Source organism: Paraburkholderia suaedae (assembly GCF_040812055.1).
Classification (GTDB): domain Bacteria; phylum Pseudomonadota; class Gammaproteobacteria; order Burkholderiales; family Burkholderiaceae; genus Paraburkholderia.
The window spans coordinates 86,158-101,860 of the sequence record NZ_JBFOAH010000005.1 but is presented as its reverse complement, the minus strand read 5'-3'; the positions used below and the strand labels follow the sequence as shown (position 1 = coordinate 101,860).

Annotated in this window: 12 protein-coding genes; 2 read left to right on the top strand and 10 right to left on the bottom strand. The window is 64.5% G+C overall.

Going from position 1 to position 15,703, the window contains the following annotated elements; genetic code table 11:
• Positions 1-127 precede the first annotated feature (127 nt).
• Positions 128-1,123, top strand: a complete 996-nt coding sequence (locus ABQJ48_RS09445) for an aldo/keto reductase (RefSeq protein WP_367837570.1) — start codon at positions 128-130, stop codon at positions 1,121-1,123.
• A gap of 10 nt (positions 1,124-1,133) precedes the next feature.
• Here ABQJ48_RS09445 and ABQJ48_RS09440 read toward each other — a convergent pair whose 3' ends face one another.
• The 6 genes from ABQJ48_RS09440 to ABQJ48_RS09415 form a co-directional block, all read right to left on the bottom strand.
• On the bottom strand, positions 1,134-1,700 hold the full coding sequence (locus ABQJ48_RS09440; RefSeq protein WP_367837569.1) for a YbhB/YbcL family Raf kinase inhibitor-like protein: 567 nt from the start codon (positions 1,698-1,700) through the stop codon (positions 1,134-1,136).
• Positions 1,701-1,739: 39 nt separating this feature from the next.
• A complete protein-coding gene (locus ABQJ48_RS09435) occupies positions 1,740-2,549 on the bottom strand; it encodes an ROK family protein (RefSeq protein ID WP_367837567.1) in 810 nt (269 codons plus the stop codon).
• Positions 2,550-2,592: 43 nt separating this feature from the next.
• Positions 2,593-4,206 (bottom strand): glucose-6-phosphate dehydrogenase, encoded by a 1,614-nt coding sequence (zwf, locus tag ABQJ48_RS09430; RefSeq protein WP_367837566.1) that lies wholly within the window; start codon positions 4,204-4,206, stop codon positions 2,593-2,595.
• Positions 4,207-4,355: 149 nt separating this feature from the next.
• Positions 4,356-7,154: an MGH1-like glycoside hydrolase domain-containing protein gene (locus ABQJ48_RS09425; protein ID WP_367837564.1), complete on the bottom strand. Its 2,799-nt coding sequence runs from the start codon at positions 7,152-7,154 to the stop codon at positions 4,356-4,358.
• 51 nt (positions 7,155-7,205) lie between these two features.
• Entirely contained in the window at positions 7,206-9,212 is a 2,007-nt protein-coding gene (locus tag ABQJ48_RS09420) for an amylo-alpha-1,6-glucosidase (protein WP_367837563.1), read from the bottom strand.
• 314 nt (positions 9,213-9,526) lie between these two features.
• Positions 9,527-9,982, bottom strand: a complete 456-nt coding sequence (locus tag ABQJ48_RS09415) for a putative periplasmic lipoprotein (protein ID WP_367837561.1) — start codon at positions 9,980-9,982, stop codon at positions 9,527-9,529.
• Between the two features lie 434 nt (positions 9,983-10,416).
• Here ABQJ48_RS09415 and ABQJ48_RS09410 point away from each other — a divergent pair, with 434 nt between their 5' ends.
• Entirely contained in the window at positions 10,417-11,271 is an 855-nt protein-coding gene (locus ABQJ48_RS09410; protein ID WP_367837559.1) for an oxidoreductase, read from the top strand.
• 69 nt (positions 11,272-11,340) lie between these two features.
• On the opposite strand, the gene ABQJ48_RS09405 is transcribed toward ABQJ48_RS09410, so the two are convergent.
• The 4 genes from ABQJ48_RS09405 to ABQJ48_RS09390 form a co-directional block, all read right to left on the bottom strand.
• Positions 11,341-11,754: a rubredoxin gene (locus tag ABQJ48_RS09405; RefSeq protein ID WP_367837872.1), complete on the bottom strand. Its 414-nt coding sequence runs from the start codon at positions 11,752-11,754 to the stop codon at positions 11,341-11,343.
• Between the two features lie 345 nt (positions 11,755-12,099).
• Positions 12,100-13,353, bottom strand: a complete 1,254-nt coding sequence (locus tag ABQJ48_RS09400; RefSeq protein ID WP_367837558.1) for a Rieske 2Fe-2S domain-containing protein — start codon at positions 13,351-13,353, stop codon at positions 12,100-12,102.
• Between the two features lie 201 nt (positions 13,354-13,554).
• Positions 13,555-15,006 carry a glycosyltransferase family 2 protein gene (locus ABQJ48_RS09395; protein WP_367837557.1) on the bottom strand — a complete coding sequence of 484 codons (1,452 nt, stop codon included), beginning with the start codon at positions 15,004-15,006 and terminating at the stop codon, positions 13,555-13,557.
• A 56-nt stretch (positions 15,007-15,062) separates the two neighbouring features.
• Positions 15,063-15,662 (bottom strand): cytochrome b, encoded by a 600-nt coding sequence (locus tag ABQJ48_RS09390; RefSeq protein ID WP_367837555.1) that lies wholly within the window; start codon positions 15,660-15,662, stop codon positions 15,063-15,065.
• Positions 15,663-15,703 lie beyond the last annotated feature (41 nt).

The following is a 15,703-nucleotide window of genomic DNA, read 5'->3' as shown; positions in this document are numbered from 1 at the left end:
TCTTGCATGGCCAATCGATAAAGCGCGAGCCATGTCTGCGGCATGCATTCGCCACACCGTTTATCCTTGTTGCAACTCGGGTTGAAACCCTGCACCCGGCCATTGATCCACTTACCTTGGAGCCCCAATGCAATACCGTCAATTCGGCCGCACCGGCCTAACCGTCTCCCGCCTGTGTCTGGGCACGATGACCTTCGGTCTGCAAACAGAAGAAGATGGCTCGCATCGCATTCTCGACACCGCGGCGGACGCCGGCGTGAATTTCATCGACACGGCGAACGTATACCCGCTCGGCGGCGGCGAAAGTCTGGTTGGGCGTACGGAGGAAATCGTCGGGCGCTGGTTGAAGGGCAAACGCGAGCGCTTCATTCTCGCGACCAAGGCGGTGGGCAAGATGGGCCCCGCGCCGTGGGACCACGGCGCGTCGCGCAAGCATCTGCTGGATGCGATCGACGCGTCGCTGCGCCGCCTCGGTACGGACTACGTCGACCTCTATCAGCTCCACTCCGACGATGCGAACACGCCGCTCGACGAAACGCTCGAAGCACTGGATGCGATCGTGCGCGCGGGGAAAGCGCGCTATATCGGCGTATCGAACTTTCTTGCGTACCGGCTGGCACGCGCGTTGGGACGCGCCGATGTGTTGCGCGTCGCGCGCTTCGTGTCGGTGCAGCCTCGCTATAACCTGCTGTTCCGGCAGATCGAACGCGAGTTGCTGCCGTTGGCCGGCGAAGAACAACTGGCCGTGATGCCGTACAACCCGCTTGCGGGCGGCTTGCTGACGGGCAAGCACCAGTTCGACGCCGCGCCGGCGACCGGCCGTTTCACCGGCAGCGTCGGCAAAGCCGGCGCGATGTACCACGAGCGGTACTGGCACGAGCGCGAGTTCGAGACCATCGCGCAATTGAAAGCGATCGTGGCGCCCACGGGCGAGTCGTTGGCCCGCATCTCACTCGCGTGGGTGCTGGCCAATCCGCTCGTCACCTCAGCGATTATCGGCGCGAGCCGCGCCGAGCAATTGAACGATACGCTCGCGGCCTGCGAACTGGTGCTCGACACGCAGATCAAAACCCAGCTCGACGAAGCAAGCGTGCAATACCGTTGGGGCGACGCGGCAAGATGAGCCCGACGGCTCATCGCCCATAACGGAGCACCGTGCTCGTCGCCGCCAGCACATGGTCCTTGATGGCCGCGAGCAGCGCATCGCGGGTCAGGCCCGCGGGCAATGCGTCGGGCTGCAGATCGAGCGCATAGACCTGCGCGACATAGTGATGCGGCACGTCGCCAACCGGCGGACACGGCCCGTAATAACCGGGCCTGCCGGTCCGGTTCGTGCCGCCGACGCTGCCAGGCGGCGTCGCGCCGCCCTCAACCACTCCTGTGGTCGACGGCGCAATGCCGTACAGCACCCAATGGACGATGCCCAATCCCTTGGCGCCGTCGGGATCGAAGATCGTGACCGCGAAACTCCTGGTTTCGGCGGGCCCGTTGCGCCATTGCAGCGCCGGCGACACGTTGCCGCCGCCGCAATTATTCGCGCTGGCCGCGTGACTCGCAGCCAATGTGCCGCCGTCGGCCAAACCGGGCGACGCTATCGTGAATGGCTCGGCCGCGTAGCCATGCGAGCTTGCGAAAGCGAGCGTCGCGAACGCGCCCGCCGATAGCAGGCGCCTTGCCATACCAAAGCCATATCGAGCCATGCTGAGCACACTCCTGGATCCTGGCCCGCGAATCGGGCGTTATTTGAAGCGGCCTTGGCGTTCATTCGCTTCCGGCAATTGGCGCGTTTCGCGCACGGACAGCGGATGCCACAAGCGCGCCCCGCCTTCGATACCCGCGTCATTCGAGACCGTCGCCACGTTCGCCGGCAGTGGAAACTTCAGCCGCGCCGCATTGCCGCCGCCGATCCACAGCTTGTCGTAGTTCACCAGCGACTCCAGAATGCCGATCACCTTATAAACGCGCCGGTTCCAGCGTTTATTCCCCGCCTTCTCACGCGCGGCCTCGCCAATGTATTCATCGTACGCGGCGCCCTTCTTGCTGACCGGATGATGCGCGAGTTCGAGGTGCGGCATCAATTCGCCGTCGCGGAACATGGCCGTGCCCGCGCCCGTGCCGAGCGTCAGCACGAATTCCAGGCCGTGCCCTTCGATGGCGGCGAAGCCCTGCATCTCGGCATCGTTGATCATGCGCACCGGCAAGCCGCCCAGGCGCTGCGCCAACGAGTCGGCTAGCGCAATGTCGTGCCAGCCTTGCACGCCGAAGTGCGGCGCCGTGAGAATGCGGTTGTTGCGCACCACGCCCGGAAAGCCGATCGACATCAGCGTGGGCGGCGCCTGTTTGACGAGCGGCGCGACGAGTTGCACTAACGCATCGACCAACTGGTCCGGCGTGCACGGATGCGGCGTCGCTACGCGCACGCGTTCGGTCTTCATCTGGCCTTGCGCGTCGATGACCGCGGCTTTCAAGCCTGTGCCGCCGACGTCGATTGCAAGAATGCGTTCGGTGCTGCTCGTTACTTTCGTGTTTTGTGCTGTCTTGATGGCCACAGGGTCCCCCAGTTATCGTGATATGGATGCACTTGTGCTGGCCTTACTTCTTCTGGACTGCATGTTGTTGCAACGGCCGCCATACGCGGCCGTCGCGCGCAAGCAATGCGTCGGCCTGTGCGGGTCCTTCGCTGCCGGCCGCATACCCGTGCACGGGCATCGCGCCACCGTTTTTCGGATGCAGCACGTCGTCCACTGCGCACCAGCTCGTTTCGATGCTGTCCGCCCGCTGAAACAGCGTTGCGTCGCCGAGCATGCAGTCGTAGAGCAACGTCTCATAACCGACGTTCGCGCGTTCCGCGAAGAAGTCGGCATAGTCGAACGCAGACTGCACTGCGCCGACCTGCATCACCGGGCCGGGTGTTTTCACGTTGAAGTCGAACGTCGTGCCGTGCGCGGGATCGATGCGCAAAGTCAGCACGTTGGGCGTGAGCGCATCGACCGGTGTATCGCGAAACAGTCGGAACGGCACTGGCTTGAGTTGCACCGAAATTTCCGTGCGACGCGCCGCCAGCCGCTTGCCCGTGCGCAGATAGAACGGCACACCGGCCCAGCGCCAGTTCTCGATGAACACGCGGGCCGCCGCGTAGGTCTCAGTCGTGCTGCCGGGCGCGACGTTCGGCTCGTCGCGATAGCCGACGCCCGCCGGCCCTTTTTCGTATTGACCGAACACAGCGTCGTCCGGGGTCAGCGGCTGGATTGCGTCGAAGAGGTCGGCCTTCTTGTCGCGTACGGCTTCGGCGTCGAACGAATTGGGCGGCTCCATCGCGACCATGCCGAGCAACTGAAACAGGTGGTTCGGCACCATGTCGCGAAACGCGCCCGTCTGCTCGTAGAACTTGCCGCGTCCTTCCACGCCGATCGTTTCGGCCGCGGTGATCTGCACGCTGTCGATATACTCGCGCCGCCATACCGGTTCGAATAGCGCATTCGCGAAGCGCACCGCGAGAATGCTCTGCACGGTGTCCTTGCCGAGAAAGTGATCGATGCGATAGACCTGCGATTCTTTCGCGTACGACAGAATGTGCGCGTTCAGATCTTTCGCCGAGGCAAGGTCGTTGCCGAACGGCTTCTCGATCACGATCCGGCGAAAGCCGCCGCTCTCGCCGTCGCCTTCCTTGAGCAAGCCTGCTTTGCCGAGATGTTCGACGATCGGTTTGAAAAAGCGCGAGCCGACCGCGAGATAAAAGATCACGTTGCCGCCGGGCGACTGTTCGAGCTTCTGCTTGAGCTTCGTGAAGGTGTCATCGGTTTCGAACTCGCCCGCCATATATTCGAGGCGCTGCGCGACCCAGTCCCACGCGTGGTCGTCGAGCTTGCCGGCGTGAAAGGTGCTGGCCTTGTCGGCGGCGAACTGCTGCAGCGACGTATGCAGGTCCTCGCACCACTCGCTCGTCTCGCGCTCGCCATGATTGACGCCGACGATTTTCATCGCGCCGTCGAGCAGCCCGTCCACCGCGAGGTTGTACAGCGCGGGCATCAGAAGCCGCCTGGTGAGGTCGCCGCCGGCGCCGAAGATCACCAGCGTGCAAGCTGGCGCGGGCCGCTTGCCGGCTGGCGACGCGGGTGCATCGTGCGGACCTGCGCTGAGCTTGCAGCTCGGTGCCTGAGCGGCGGCGGGATGATCGGCGGCTGGGGGGTTCGGTGTAGTCGACATGGGGGTTCACTCGAGGAAGCCAATCAAACGGACGTGGCGATACATCAAAGACCACGCTGGAACCGACACAGTTCAAAAACGATTCACGCGGCCCGCACGGCATGCGGGCTTGCAGCGTCCCCCGTCAGCCTGCGGCAGGCCGCGGCCGCTTACTTCACCGCGGAGGCCGCGAGCGCCGGCGCGGGTTCAGCCGGTGCAGGTTCAGTCGCGCGGGCCGGCGGGGCAGCGGGAATGGGCGCGCGTTCCGCGTTGCCGGCCAACGGCACGTTGCCCGATGCTGCCATCGCCCGAGGCTGCAGCAGCAGCGCAACCAGTCCGCTCCAGCCGGTCTGATGCGAAGCCCCGACGCCGCGCCCGTTGTCGCCGTGAAAGTACTCGTGAAACAGCACGAGGTCGCTCGAACGCGGGTCGGCCTGCAACAGCGGATACGCGCGCATCACGGGCCGCTCGCCGTCGCGGTTCTTCAGGAACAGCGTGGTCGCGCGGCGCGCCAGTTCGTCGGCGATTTCGCTGAGCGAGAGCTTCTGCCCCGAGCCCGTCGGATATTCGACGCGAAACTCGTCGCCGTAATAGCGGTGAAATTCGTACAGCGATTCGATCAGCAAATAGTTGACCGGCATCCACACCGGACCACGCCAGTTCGAATTGCCGCCGAACACGCGCGTGTCGGACTCGCCCGGCAGATACTTGACGCAGAAGCTGTTGCCGTTGTGATTGAACACGAACGGCTGATCGCGATGAAAGCGCGACAATGCCCGTACGCCGTGATCGGACAGAAATTCGCTTTCGTCGAGCACGCGCCGCAGCAGGGCTTTCATGCGGTGACCGCGCAGCAGCGATAGCAGCAGCGTGTTGCCCTTGCCGGGCTCGTTCCATCGCGAAACCAGCTTGGCGAGATCCGGGCGATGCTCGAGGAACCACACGAGCCGCTCGCGCAACCCCGGCAAGCCGCCATGCAGACGCTCTTCCAGCACATGCACCGCGAACAGCGGAATCAGCCCGACGATCGAGCGCACCCGCATTGGCATGTTGCTGCCGTCAGGCAAGCGCAGCTTGTCGTAGAAGAACTCCTCGTCGCTGTCCCAGAGGCCCGTGTCGCAGCCGTCGTCGCAACTCACGGCCTCGGCGATGTACAGAAAGTGCTCGAAGAACTTCACGCCGATGTCCACGAACACATGGTTGGCGCATGCGAGTTCGAGCGCGATGCGCATCAGGTCGAGCGCATACGCGGCCATCCACGCGGTGCCGTCGGCCTGGTCGATGTGGCCGCCGGTCGGCAGCGGCGACGAGCGGTCGAAGATGCCGACGTTGTCCAGTCCGAGAAAGCCGCCCTGGAAAATATTGCGACCGTCGGCGTCCTTGCGGTTCACCCACCACGAGAAATTCAGCAACAGCTTGTGGAACACGAGTTCGAGAAAATCGCGATCGGCCTTGCCGGTGAGGGCGCGGTCGATCTCGTACACACGCCAGGCGGCCCACGCATGCACAGGCGGATTGGCGTCGCCGAGCGCCCATTCGTAAGCGGGCAACTGCCCGTTCGGATGCTGATAGCGGTCTTTCACCAGCAGCAGTAACTGACGTTTCGCGAACGCGGGGTCGATCAGCGCAAACGCGGCCGCATGGAACGCGAGGTCCCACGACGCGTACCACGGGTACTCCCATTTGTCGGGCATCGATACGATGTCCGCATTGCACAGATGGCGCCAGTCCGCATTGCGGCCGTGTTTGCGGCTCGCGGGCGGTTTCGGCTGCAGCGGATCGCCGTCGAACCAGCGTTGCACGTCGTACTGGTAGTACTGCTTGGACCACAGCATGCCGGCCAGCGCCTGACGCTGCACGAGGCGCGCGTCGGGATCGGCGATCTCGTGCTGAAGCACACCATAGAACTCGTCGGCCTCGGCGATGCGCTGCGCAAACACTGCATCGGCGTCGAACTGCGCGTCATCCGGCGCCGACTCGGGACGCCAGCGCAGATACACCACCGCGCGGCCGTGCGCGGCGAACTGCAGCGCCGCATGCGCGGCCGCCCTGGTACCGGCGTCGTGCCGTATCGCCTGCTGGTCGCCGTGCACCAGATAGTCGTTGAAGCCGTCCTTGAACGGACCGGCGCCGTCCATGTTGTAGAGGCGCTTCACGTTGGTTTCGTTTTCGCAGAAGAGCCACGCGAGTTGCGACGCGTCTTTCGACCACGCGGTCACGACGATCGGCTCGTGACCATGCTGACGCCCGATCAAACGGGTGTTGCCGTTATGGTCCGTACCGGCGACCAGCGACGGCTTGTCCTTGTTCTCCTTCCACGACCACGAGTTGCGCGCCCAGATTTGCGGCAGCACGTCGAGCGTTGCGGCTTCGTCCGCGCGATTCTCGATCGTCACGCGCATCACGATGTCGTCGGGCGCGTGCTTGGCGTATTCCACCTGCACGTCGAAATAGCGCAGATCGTCGAACACGCCGGTGTCGAGAATCTCGTACTCCGGCAGGTCGCCGCCACGGCGGGCGTTCTCGTGCACGAGGTCTTCGTAGGGAAAGGCGGCGTGCGGGTACTTGTAGAGCATTCGCATGTACGAATGCGTCGGCGTGCCGTCGAGGTAGAAGTACAGCTCTTTCACATCCTCGCCGTGGTTGCCCTCGGCGTTCGTGAGGCCGAACAGGCGCTCCTTGAGGATCGGATCCTTGCGATTCCACAGCGCGAGCGACACGCACCAGCTCAGCTTGTCGTCGCCGAATCCGGCAATGCCGTCTTCTCCCCAGCGATACGCGCGGCTGCGTGCATGGTCGTGCGGAAAGGAGTCCCAGGCGGTGCCGTTCGCACTGTAATCCTCACGCACCGTGCCCCATTGACGCTCGCTCAGATACGGCCCCCAACGCTGCCAATGGTCGCAAGCGGCCGAATGCAGGCGTGAGCCTTCAATGGTGTCGAGCAGATTCGCAGCGCGCAGCGGTGGCATGACTTCGTCCTTGCTTCAGGCTTGGCGTGAGGACACACATCGTAGCGCGGATTACGCGGCGATGGGCTCCGACCCGGCAAGCAGACTTTCGATGCGCAGCAATTCGCCCAGCGACCACGCCTGAAACGGCGCGCCGGCGGGCGTATGCGGCGCGTCGCCGTCGGCGATTTCGGACAGATGGTCCAGACCGGCGTGGTCCAGCTGCGCGTAGAGCGGCTCGACAAACCGCGCTCGGGCTTGCGCGAGCGTGTCCGTCGTGGCGCCGTGAACCCGCAGCCAGGCTTCGACAAACGGCCCCAGCAGCCACGGCCAGACGGTTCCTTGATGATAGGCGCCATCGCGCGCAAGTGGCGGCCCGCTGTAGCGGCCGCGATACGCGGGATCGGACGGCGCGAGCGTTCGAAGGCCGAGCGGCGTGAGCAACTGCGTCTCGACCTGTTCGAGCACCGCGCGCGCCGCCGCGCCATCGAGCAACGGGAACGGCAGACCGCCCAGCGCGAAAATCTGGTTTGGCCGGATCGAGCGATCTACCGTGCCTTTCACATGATCGACGTCGACGTTGTCGGCCAGCGTTTGGGTGGACGGGTCGACGAAGCGTTCGCGAAACGCTTGCAACGCCCGCTCGGCGGGTGCCTGCCATTGCGGGTTCCACGTTGCTGCGATGCGCAACGCGTTGATCCACAGCGCCTGCACTTCGACCGGTTTGCCGATGCGCGGTGTGACCACCCAGTCGCCGACCTTGGCATCCATCCACGTCAGTTGCACGCCCGGGACGCCGGCGCGCAGCAGGCCGTCGTCGGCACAGGCCTGAATGTTGAAGCGCGTGCCTTGCGTATAGCCCGTGAGAATCGATTCGACGGCCTCTTGCAAGCGCGTGCAGGTCGCGGCACTGGCGTGACGCGTGGCCAGGTAGTCGTGCACGGCGACCATGAACCACAACGACGCATCGACGGAGTTGTATTCCGGCGTGTCGCCGTTGTCGGGAAACCGGTTCGGCAGCATGCCTTCGGACAGCGTGCCCGACCATTCGATGAGGATCGCTTCGGCCTCATCCAGGCGGTTCGATGCGATCAAGAGGCCGCGCATCGCGATGAAAGTGTCGCGGCCCCAGTCGGTGAACCACGGGAAGCCGGCGAGGATCGTGCGGCCCTGGTTGCGCGACACGACGTAGGCATCGGCGCAGCGCTGCAGGCGTGAGCCCAATGCGTTGCGGCGGTGTTGCTCGATCTGCGCGAGTTCGCACGCGTGCGCGACGACGGCTTGCGCGTTCTCACCTCGCGCTGCAAGGGCGGAGCTTCCCGCGCCGCTTGAACTCGATGCACTGAGCACCATCACGGCTTCAGAATCGGCAAGAGCGAAGCTGAACACGCCGGGCGCTGCCAGGTCTTCGCTGAAGTCGAGGCCGCGCTTCTGTTCGCGCGTGTAGCAGAAGTTGCGATACCAGTCCGGCGCGTGCGTGTATGCGCCGTTCGTCGCCGCATGGATCACCGGCACATCGCCATACGGTTGCCAGCTCACGCATGCCTGGTCGTCGCTGATCTGCGCGCTGAAGTTGAACGCGGGGTTCTCATGATGCAGCGCGTGGTAATCGCGTCCCGATAGCAAAGGCCTGACTTTCAGGATCGGCGCGTACGTTTTCGTATCAGCGGATGTCGCCGCGCCCTCCAGCCGCCAACGCAGTACCGTTTCACACGTCGCCTTGCTCACGAGGACTTCGGTGCACAGCGCCATTTGCGCATCGAGTTCGATGCGCCAGGTCGGCCACGGCATGGTGTCGAAAGCTACGAGGCTCGCGCCCAGATCCGGGTAGATCACATCGGGCAGATACCGCTGCATGGTCAGCGGATAGCGCCGTCCGCCCGCTTCGAGCCAGGCCTCCACTCCATTGACCAGCACCATGCGCCCGCCCGGCGCGCGCGTCGCGCTCAACAGCAACGCGTGGTAGCGGCGCGTGCGCAACATGCCCACGGTGCCCGACGCGAAACCGCCATAGCCGTCGGCTTCCAGCCATTCGTCTTCGAGACGCGTGATGTCGCAGGGTTTTTCGATGCGTGTCATGGACCCACCGGTGGTGCGAGGTCGTGAAGCGTCAGCCAAATGGCGGAATGATGAACATTGTCCCGTTAATCACTTTCCGTTCCCTTTCGAAAAACCGGCGAGTCGTGAAAAGGCGCCGACAGATTCCCACGCCGCGATCGCCCATCCATAGCCTCGGGCTGGCTCTCGTACGCAACCCCGTGCGCGCCGAGCGGCGCTAGGGTCGCTCCCACGCTTCTCGGTGACCGCCATCGAATACAGGATCGCGTCGATCTGCGCCATTCGAGTCAAAGCGATTGGCCGCGCAACAACGGTGGCCGCATTACCCAAGGCACTTACTGAGCCGACGCATGCGACCTCAGAAACGCCACATAGCCATTCTGCGTGTTGAGGATCTTCTCGGCGCACTCGTCGTAATCCGAGCCCTTCGCGCCATCCGGCCCGTACATGCCCCGGCATTGAGCGAAAAGCGTGAGCGTCGCGCCCGTGCCTTTCGCGTCGCGCGTCGCCGAGAAGGCAGCGTTGCCTGAGCTGTACGGTACGTCGGTCTCGATTGCGACTGCGTCCGCGCGTGTCACAGACGTCTCGGAATGCTGCTCGATATAGCGCTTCGTCAGCGCCCATGCGGCATCGCAGTTCTGCGGTTGACAATCGACCGTCGCATTGCGTTGGGCGGCGGCAAGACTGGCTTCGTTGTGGACGAATCCCTGCGCTTTCAACGCCTGCTTTTCGGGCGATGAGCAAGCAGTGAGTCCAAGCGCGATGAGCGCACATGCAGCGATCTTTTTCATGAGTACGTTCCTGGACATGATCGAGCGCGATTATAGCTGCGTGAGGTAAGCGGCCAGGAGAGGGGCGCGGACCGGTATCGCCGCAAGCGTCGATTCATGGGTGTCTCGATGTCGATCGACACAGCCGGCTGTGATCGCTCGCGCGGCGCGCGGGCAGTGCAAGCGAACCCGCCGCGCTGCGACTACAATCGAAAAGTCTCACAGGTCCGTGGGCGATATCGCGGACAACCGTACTGATTGCGGTCCCCGCAACAACCCCCGTCGCCGGACTTACGCACGTTCGCGCTAACCGTCGCGAATGCCATGCGTAAGGGGGCGGGCACGCTTCACGGTAAGCCCACGAGCAAACCGATTGCGCAAGCGAACGCGCACACTGCGGGTTCGCTTGCATCGTCGTCCTTACATGTCGTAGACCATCAACAGGAGTTTCTTAAATGATGAATCGAGACAACCCCGTCTGGCTGATCACGGGCTGTTCCACCGGCTTCGGCCGCGAATTGGCGAAGCTGGTGCTCAAGCGCGGCTGGCGTGCAGTCGTCACCGCGCGCGACGCATCGAAAGTGCAGGACATCGCCGAAGGTCACGGCGACCGCGCACTGGTGCTGCCGCTCGATGTGACCGACGCCGCGCAGGTCCAGGCGGTGGTCGCGCAGGCGAAGCAGCGCTTCGGCCGCATCGACGCGCTCGTCAACAACGCGGGTTACGGTTATCTGGCCGCGATCGAGGAAGGCGAGGACCATGAGGTCCGCGCCATGTTCGAGACCAACGTGTTCGGTCTGATCGACCTGACCAAAGCGGTGCTGCCAATCATGCGCGCGCAGCGCAACGGCCTGATCGTCAACGTATCGTCGATTGGCGGCATTGCGAGTTTCGCGGCGACCGGCTATTACCACGCGACGAAATACGCGGTGGAAGGCCTGTCCGAATCGCTCGCGCTGGAGGTGAAGCCGCTTGGCATCGGCGTGCTGATTGTCGAACCGGGCCCCTTCCGCACCAACTGGGCAGGGCCGTCGATCAAGCAGTCGGCCACCGTGATCGACGACTACGCGGGCACGGCCGGCGAGCGCCGCAAGCAGACCGAGGCACGCAGCGGCAAGCAGGCGGGCGATCCGGTGCGCGCCGCGCAGGCGATCATCGACGCGGCGCTGTCGGACCAGCCGCCGTTGCGCCTCGTGCTCGGCAAGATCGCGCTCGATCTCGCGTACAAGAAGCTCGACTTCATGCGCAGCGACTTCGATGCGTGGAAAGCCACGACGGAAGGTGCCGATTTTCCCGAAGGGACTGCCTGAGCGTGGTCGTGAACGGCGCGTGCCCGGCGTGGGAACCGGCCGTGGCCGCATGGAAACGTTCGGGTGCGGTCAGAATTCGACCAGCGCGAAATCTTGCTTGCCCACGTCGCACAGCGGGCAACGCCAGTCGGCCGGCACGTGCGCCCAGCGCGTGCCGGGCGCGATGCCTTCTTCCGGCAGACCGGCCGCCTCGTCATAGACCCAGCCGCAGATCACGCAGACCCACTGCTTGAAGTCATCCGCCGAGGCGGCTTTGGCGGGCGCCGGGTCCGCCGCGCTCGCGGCTTGCGGCGCCGATGTCTCGTCGAGGCTCACGACCAGCGGCGCAATCGTGCCGCCGCCCGCGTCAAGGCTCGCCTGCAGGCTTTGCAGCAGGCGTCGCGCTTCGTCCTGCGTGAGATCGATCCAGTACGGATCGCCTGCGCCGTCGTTGAGTCGGTCGGGGGAAAACTGCAGCTCTACGGCTACGCCCTTCTTGTACATGGCAATCGGAATATCGATGAAGCCGGCGACCCGCGCCGGCATAGCGCCGCTCGCGTGCCGCGGCGGTGCGGCAGTGTGGGGGTGTGACAGCGCGACTAGACGAGCTGATTCAGCAGGATGGCGGCGATGAGTCCCGCGGCGCCGATGAGGCCGAGCATCTGGATCAAAGTGAACGATCGACGTGATGCGGTAGAGACTTGTTGAGTAGACACGAGCGTTTCTTGAAGATTGGAAAAAGCGAAATACTACACGGTGTGAGCGCGGCGCATGCCGATTGGCGCAAAGTCGCGTGAGTTGGCCAGCATGGAGGGTGTGAGCCCGCGCGGCGCCGGCAAAGCGCGCATCTCACGTAGTCGCGAGCGGGTTGCCGCGACGTGAATCCCAGAAACGGATTACCGCGGTGTCGCCGGTGCCGGCGCCGACCACCTGTTCCGGCGCGCCGCATTCGCGCAGCAACGCCCGCAATTCGTTGATGACCGGAAACACCTCGTGATTCCAGTCCGCGCCTTGGGAATCGTGTGCGCGCTGTTCGGCTTCGACAATCTCGCGGTCTTCCTTGAAGATGCGCTCGGTGAACCACACGAGCAGCGGCCACCCGAGATTCAGCACGCCTGGAATGCCGGGCTTGCGGATCGACAGCAGGCCGAACGTCCGGTTGGTACGCTGCTCACGATCGAGCGGCACATAGACGATCCAGAGATCCATCACCAGCGTCTGTTCGGACGTGCGAATCTGCAGCGTCTGATACGGATACTCGGTGCGGATCGTCATCACGTCCTTGTCGTTGTTGCCGCCCGCCGTCTTGCGGCTCTGGCCGAACACGATCGCTTCGCCGATCGGCTGCTGACCCGCCATACGCGCAAACGTGTAATCGACTTCGACCCAGCCTTCGCCGCGCCGCCGACCCAGCGAACGCGCCCGCATCTGGCCCATCTGCCTGCGATGCAGAAACTGATGGTTCATGTCCATCAGGTTCTCGTGCATGAACGAATAATGGCAATTCACCGGACGGCCGAAACGGCGCGTCTTGTACTTCGCATCCGCCACCGAACCGAGCGCGGGCAGCGGCCGTTGTTCGGCCAACTCGGCATTGCCCGGAAATACGAAGATCAGCCCTTCGACTTCCTGGCACGGATAGGAACGCACGCCGTTGGGCAAGCGGTCGCGGCCTAGATATGGCACGTCGATGCACTTGCCCGAGCAGTCGTAGGTCCAGCCGTGGTAGCCGCAACGAATCGCTTCGCCGTCGACCACTCCTTGATGCAACGGCACCTGCCGATGCGCGCAGCGGTCCTCCAGCGCGAAGACCTTGCCGGACTCCGTGCGCGCGAGCACGATCGGGTCGCCGGCGAAAGTTACGCCATGCGTCTTGCCACGCTTGACTTCATGCGACCAGGCGAGCGGATACCAGTAATCAGGATGAATGCCGACGCGGCGCAGGTCGCGTACCGGCACATCATTGACGGCGTGGCCTGGCGCGCGCGGGTGCGCGGAGGTGGTAGGGATGGCATGTGCAGTGGTTTGCGTCGCCGCATGGGCTGACGACGCAGCGGCGGTCGCGCCGTCGATGTCCTGGTCGAGCGGTGGAACAGCATGCATAGGTGAAGCCTCCGTGCACGAGCGGATAAAAGGTCGCCGTCCTGCAAGCTCGCGGCCGGCATCGTTGCCAGTCTACTCGAAGCGGCCCTCGCCTGGGTCGGAGGGCGGCATATCGCGGTCTGTCCTCGATGCGTTGCTCCCGTGCCGGCGCGCCGGCCCGCGAACGGGAACGTGGAATGCCGCGCGGCGGGCGCCGCGCGCTCAGCTACGGTCGTGCGCCACGAGCCCCGAGCGGCGCTGCACGCCCCACGCGCGTCCGCCGCGCAAAAAGTGCAGCCAGCCGAGCGCCGCACCCACATGCCGCAGGAGCTGAAAGCTGAACGGCTCCGCAAGCGCCGCGAGCATCGCCATTGCCAGGCTATTGCCGCTGCGCTCGCCGGTCCAGCGGCGATACAGATGAACGCTCCACAAGTAGAACGCGAGGTCGATCGCCGTTTTCAGGCCGATCACGCTGAAGATCGACAAGACGATCGCGCCATGTCCACCGAACAGAAAACCGAGCAACAGCGCGAACGCGGTCAATCCGTAGATCGGCTGCATCGTGTCGATCGCCTTGACCGGCAGCATCAGCATGCCCAGCACGCCGTAGCGCGGATTGCCGGTCATGTCGCGGTTCCAGTACTGCGTTTGCAGGAAGCCCGCGAACCAGCGGCGGCGCTGCCGCAGAAAACTGCCGAGGTTGTCCGGCGCGTCGGTATGCGCATGTGCGTCGCCGACCACCCGCACATCCCAGCCGAGGCCGTGATCGACGGAATAGCGGCGCAGCCGGTGGATCAGCTCGTAGTCTTCCACCAGACATTGCGGATCGAAGCCGCCCACGGCCAGCAGCGCGTCGCGTCTGAACGACGCGAACGCGCCAGAGATCAGCAGCAGACTGTCGGCGCGCATCCACGCGAAGCGGGCGATGAAATTGCGCATGTATTCGTAGGTCTGAAACCATTGGAACACGCGGCCCGCCGCCGACTTCCCGCACACCGGCACGAGAATGCCGGCCGCCGCCACCAGCTTCGGCTCGCTCGCGAACGCGGCGCGCATCGCGTGGGTCGCGTCGTCGTCGAGCAGCGTGTCCGCGTCGACGGTCATCACGGTGTCGGTGGTCATCACGCCGATCGCGGCGTTCAGCGCGCGCGCCTTGCCGCCGTGCGGCACGCGCAGCCAGAAAAGGTTCGGATGCAACGCGCTCGGCGCGCTCAGCACGCCGTCCGCGCAGGCCGTGAGACCGAAGCGCTCGGTGAGCAGCTGGCGGGTCGCGTCGGTGGAGCCGTCGTCGGCAATCACGATCTGCGCCGGGCCGTGCGTCTGACGCAGCAGCGCAGCGAGCGTCACCGGTAATACCGCCGCTTCGTTGTGCGAGGCCACGATCACGCCCATGCTCGGCAAACTGCGCTGTTCGTCGCCGGCATGGGGCGGCGGCGTGCGACGCAGCAGCGGCAGCGATTTCCATGTGACGAACGCAAGCAGCAGCGTGTCGTAGACGACATACGCAATGCCGGTCGACCACGCCAGCGCGCCATGCAGAAAGAACGCGCGCGCGAATAGCAGCAGCCACAGCGCGACGATGCTGAAGTGAATCAGCGTGCTGGAGAGCGTCGTGGGACGCGGCACGATGCGCGGCGATGCGAGGGCGAGGGCTTGCTCCAGGGTTTTCTTCAAAGTGGCTGCCGGGTTGGTCGATGCTGTCGGAGGAAGGGAACGGCGGGCGGATGGGTTCACGGCGCCATGCGCTTTAAAACCGATTTGCGATCGATCCACTCGTGCTTGAGCGCGCCGCCGATATGCATGGCCAGCAACACATAGAGCGCATAGCCGAGCCATGTGTGCAATGCGCCGAAGCGGTGGTGCAAGCTTTCCTTGAGCACGGGATCGAGGCCGGTCACAAGGCCGATGCGCGGCCACGGCACGAGGTGGAACAGATACATCGGGTGAGTCGCCGCGTCTTTCCACGCGGAGTCATGCAGCCAGCCGGACAGCGGCAACGCGATCATCAGCACGTACAGCACAAAGTGCGCGGCGTGCGCGGCAAACTTTTCCCACGACAAGAACTCGCGCGGCAACGGCGGCGGCTTGTGCGAGATGCGCCACAAGATGCGCAGCAGCGCAAGACCGAGCACCGTGATGCCGATCGACTTGTGTGTGTCGATCACCGGACGCACCCAGTCGTCGGGCAGCGCGTCCGCGCTCAGACCAAGCACGACGTTGCCGATGATCAGCAGCGCGATGAGCCAATGCAGCGTCATCGCGGTGCGGGTGTAGCGCGCCTGCGGCGGCGCGCTGGTGGAATCGGTCAGGGAATCGGCGGGAGTGTTCATGCGTCTGTGTTCATGATTGTTCGTCCGCCAGTGCGTAACTG